Below are 3,710 nucleotides of genomic sequence, written 5' to 3'. Positions count from 1 at the left end.
GTCGCAGGTCAGGGCATACGTCGGGGTGGCCGGCCGCGGGGCGTGGGGAGGGGTCAGCCGAGGCGGTCGACCAGGGCCTCGTACTGGTCCCACAGCTCCTTCGGCGTGTGGTCGCCGAAGGTGTTCAGGTGGTCCGGGACCAGCGCCGCCTCCTGCTTCCAGACGTCCTTGTCGACGCTGAGGAGCAGGTCGAGGTCGGCCTCGGGCATGTCCAGGCCCTCGGTGTCGAAGGAGGACTTGGCGGGGAGGATGCCGATCGGCGTCCGCACGCCCTCCGCCTTGCCGTCGAGCCGGTCGACGATCCACTTCAGGACCCGGCTGTTCTCGCCGAAGCCGGGCCACACGAAGCGGCCGGACTCGTCCTTCCGGAACCAGTTGACGTAGTAGATCTTCGGCAGCTTGGCCTGGCCGTCCTTGCCCGCGGCCTTGCCGACCTCGACCCAGTGGGCCATGTAGTCGCCCATGTTGTAGCCGCAGAACGGCAGCATGGCGAACGGGTCGCGCCGCAGCTCGCCGACCTTGCCCTCGGCGGCGGCCGTCTTCTCGCTGGCGACGTTGGCGCCCAGGAAGACGCCGTGGTTCCAGTCGAAGGACTCCGTCACCAGCGGCACCGCGCTGGCGCGCCGGCCGCCGAACAGGATGGCCGAGATCGGCACGCCCCGGGGGTCCTCCCACTCGGGCGCGATGATCGGGCACTGGGCGGCCGGGACGGTGAACCGGGCGTTGGGGTGCGCGGCGGGCGTGCCGGACTCCGGGGTCCAGTCGTTGCCCTTCCAGTCCGTGAGGTGGGCGGGGGCCTCCTCGGTCATGCCCTCCCACCACACGTCGCCGTCGTCGGTGAGCGCGACGTTGGTGAAGACCGCGTTGCCCCAGAGGGTCTTCATGGCGTTGGCGTTGGTGTGCTCGCCGGTGCCGGGGGCGACGCCGAAGAAGCCGGCCTCCGGGTTGATGGCGTACAGACGGCCGTCCTCGCCGAAGCGCATCCAGGCGATGTCGTCGCCGATGGTCTCCACCGTCCAGCCGCGGACCGTCGGCTCCAGCATGGCCAGGTTGGTCTTGCCGCAGGCGCTCGGGAACGCGGCGGCCACGTACTTCGACTCACCGCGCGGCGGGGTGAGCTTGAGGATCAGCATGTGCTCGGCGAGCCAGCCCTCGTCGCGCGCCATCACGGAGGCGATGCGCAGGGCGTAGCACTTCTTGCCGAGCAGCGCGTTGCCGCCGTAGCCCGAGCCGTAGGACCAGATCTCCCGGCTCTCGGGGAAGTGCGAGATGTACTTCGTGGTGTTGCACGGCCACGGCACGTCCTGCTCGCCCGGCTCCAGCGGGGCGCCCAGGGTGTGGACGGCCTTCACGAAGAAGCCGTCGGCGCCCAGCTCGTCGAGGACCGGCCGGCCCATCCGGGTCATGGTGCGCATCGAGACGGCGACGTAGGCCGAGTCGGTGATCTCCACGCCGATGGCGGAGAGGTCGGAGCCGAGCGGGCCCATGCAGAACGGGACGACGTACATCGTCCGGCCGCGCATCGAACCGCGGAAGATGCCGCCCCGGCCGTCCTTGCCCTGGAACGTCTCCCGCATCTCGGCGGGGGCCTTCCAGTGGTTGGTGGGGCCGGCGTCCTCCTCGCGCTCCGCGCAGATGAAGGTGCGGTCCTCCACCCGGGCGACGTCGGTGGGGTCGGAGGCGGCGTAGTACGAGTTCGGGCGCTTGACCGGGTCCAGCCTCTTGAAGGTGCCCTTGCGGACGAGCTCCTCGCACAGCCGGTCGTACTCGGCCTCCGAGCCGTCGCACCAGACCACCCTGTCGGGCTGCGTCAGTTCGGCGATCTCGTTGACCCACGAGATCAGTTCGGGGTGCTGGGTGGGGGGTTCTTCCGTCGCGTCGGTGGTGACGGTCGGCGGAGCCTCGATGTCGCGCGCCACGAAATGCTCCTCATCAGGGTTGCTGCGGCTGCTGTTGTCCGGGACATGGGTGGTGCCCTTGTGGTGCGTTCGTACCGCCCCGGACGATGACGGGTGCTCATTCGGAGCGGACCTCACTCATATGATCTTCGAGGAAGGGTGCCCATCTGTCCAGGGGGGCGCACACCTGAGCGGAGTGAGCAAGCTCACTGATTGATGCGTTTGGTGTCGGGGGAGAGCACAATTGCCTGGTCGCGGGCGTTCGCGCGCTCCGGGCACTCACCTGTAACTTACGGTCCCGTAGGTACGATGATTGACATGACCGCACCCTCTCTCCCGGAGCAGATCAAGCCCCGGCTGCGCGGATGGCTGCACCTGGGGATGTTCCCGGCAGCTTTGATCGCCGGACTCGTCCTCACCGCTCTCGCCGACTCCACCCGGGGACGTATCGCCTGTGGGATCTACACCCTCACGGCATGCCTTCTCTTCGGCGTGAGTGCTCTCTACCACCGGGGCAACTGGTCCCCCCGAATGGACGGCGTACTACGCCGACTGGACCACGCCAACATCTTCCTGATCATCGCCGGCACGTACACGCCGCTGACGATCCTGCTGCTGCCGGATGCCAAGGGGCAGTGGCTGCTGTGGGGCGTCTGGGCCGCCGCGGTGGCCGGCATCCTGTTCCGCGTCTTCTGGGTCGGCGCGCCGCGCTGGCTCTACACGCCCTGCTACATCGCGATGGGCTGGGCGGCGGTCTTCTTCCTGCCCGAGTTCATGCAGGCGGGCGGCGTCGCGGTGCTGGTCTGCGTGGTCGTCGGCGGCGTGCTCTACAGCGTGGGCGGCGTGATCTACGGCGTGAAGAAGCCGAACCCGTCGCCGCGGTACTTCGGGTTCCACGAGGTCTTCCACTCGTTCACGCTGGCGGCCTTCATCGTCCACTACGTGGGCATCTCGATGGTGGCCTACCAGCACGCCTGACGCCCGGGAACTCCCCGCGTGCGCCCGGGCGGGCCGGAAAATGCTTCCGGCCCGCCCGGGCGCACGTGTCATTCTGGCCGCATGGTCGGCAGGACGGGTGCCACGGGCACGGGGGCAACGGGAATCCATGTGAGGGTCGCGCCGGAACTGCGGCTCTTCGTCCGCGGGGGAGAGGCGACGGCGGCGGTCGACGGGGTGTCGACGCTGGGCCATGTCGTGGAGTCGCTGGGGGTGCCGCTCACCGAGGTGGGCGAGTTGGTGGTCGACGGCCGGACGGTGCCGGTCTCCCACACCCCGACGGCGGGGGAGTCCGTCGAGGTCCGGCCGGTCCGGCCGCCTCAGGTCACGCCGGGGGCGCCGCAGGTGCCGCTGCGGTTCCTGCTGGACGTGCACCTCGGGACGCTGGCGCGGCGGCTGCGGCTGCTGGGGGTCGACGTCGCGTACGAGTCGCTCGACATCGGGGACCCGGCGCTGTCCGCCCGGTCGGCCGCCGAGCGGCGGGTCCTGCTCAGTCGGGACCGGGGACTGCTGCGACGGCGCGAGATCTGGGCGGGGGCGTACGTGTACAGCACCCGGCCCGACGAGCAGCTGCGGGAGGTGCTGCGGCGGTTCGCCCCGCGGCTGCGGCCCTGGACGCGGTGCACGGCGTGCAACGGGGAGCTGCGGCGGGCGACGAAGGCGGACGTCGCGGACCGGCTGGAGGCGGGGACGTCGCGGACGTACGAGGTGTTCGCCGAGTGCGGTGCGTGCGGGCGCGTGTACTGGAAGGGCGCCCATCACGAGCAGCTGGTCGCCATCGTCGACCGGGCGGTCGCCGAGTACGGCCCGGGCACG

The 3,710-nt window shown here is 70.3% G+C and carries 3 protein-coding genes; 2 read left to right on the top strand and 1 reads right to left on the bottom strand.

Annotated elements, in window-relative coordinates:
* Positions 1–53: 53 nt before the first annotated feature.
* Positions 54–1,919: a phosphoenolpyruvate carboxykinase (GTP) gene (locus HW445_RS22110; RefSeq protein WP_180222719.1), complete on the bottom strand. Its 1,866-nt coding sequence runs from the start codon at positions 1,917–1,919 to the stop codon at positions 54–56.
* A 288-nt stretch (positions 1,920–2,207) separates the two neighbouring features.
* Here HW445_RS22110 and HW445_RS22105 point away from each other — a divergent pair, with 288 nt between their 5' ends.
* Positions 2,208–2,876 carry a hemolysin III family protein gene (locus HW445_RS22105; RefSeq protein ID WP_180222718.1) on the top strand — a complete coding sequence of 223 codons (669 nt, stop codon included), beginning with the start codon at positions 2,208–2,210 and terminating at the stop codon, positions 2,874–2,876.
* Positions 2,877–2,957: 81 nt separating this feature from the next.
* A partial coding sequence (locus HW445_RS22100; protein ID WP_180222717.1) for a Mut7-C RNAse domain-containing protein occupies positions 2,958–3,710 on the top strand: 753 nt, incomplete at its 3' end.

Origin of the sequence: Streptomyces sp. UH6, from assembly GCF_013421635.1 — a bacterium.
Lineage (GTDB): Bacteria > Actinomycetota > Actinomycetes > Streptomycetales > Streptomycetaceae > Streptomyces > Streptomyces abyssomicinicus.
This window is presented reverse-complemented; position numbering and strand designations above follow the sequence as displayed.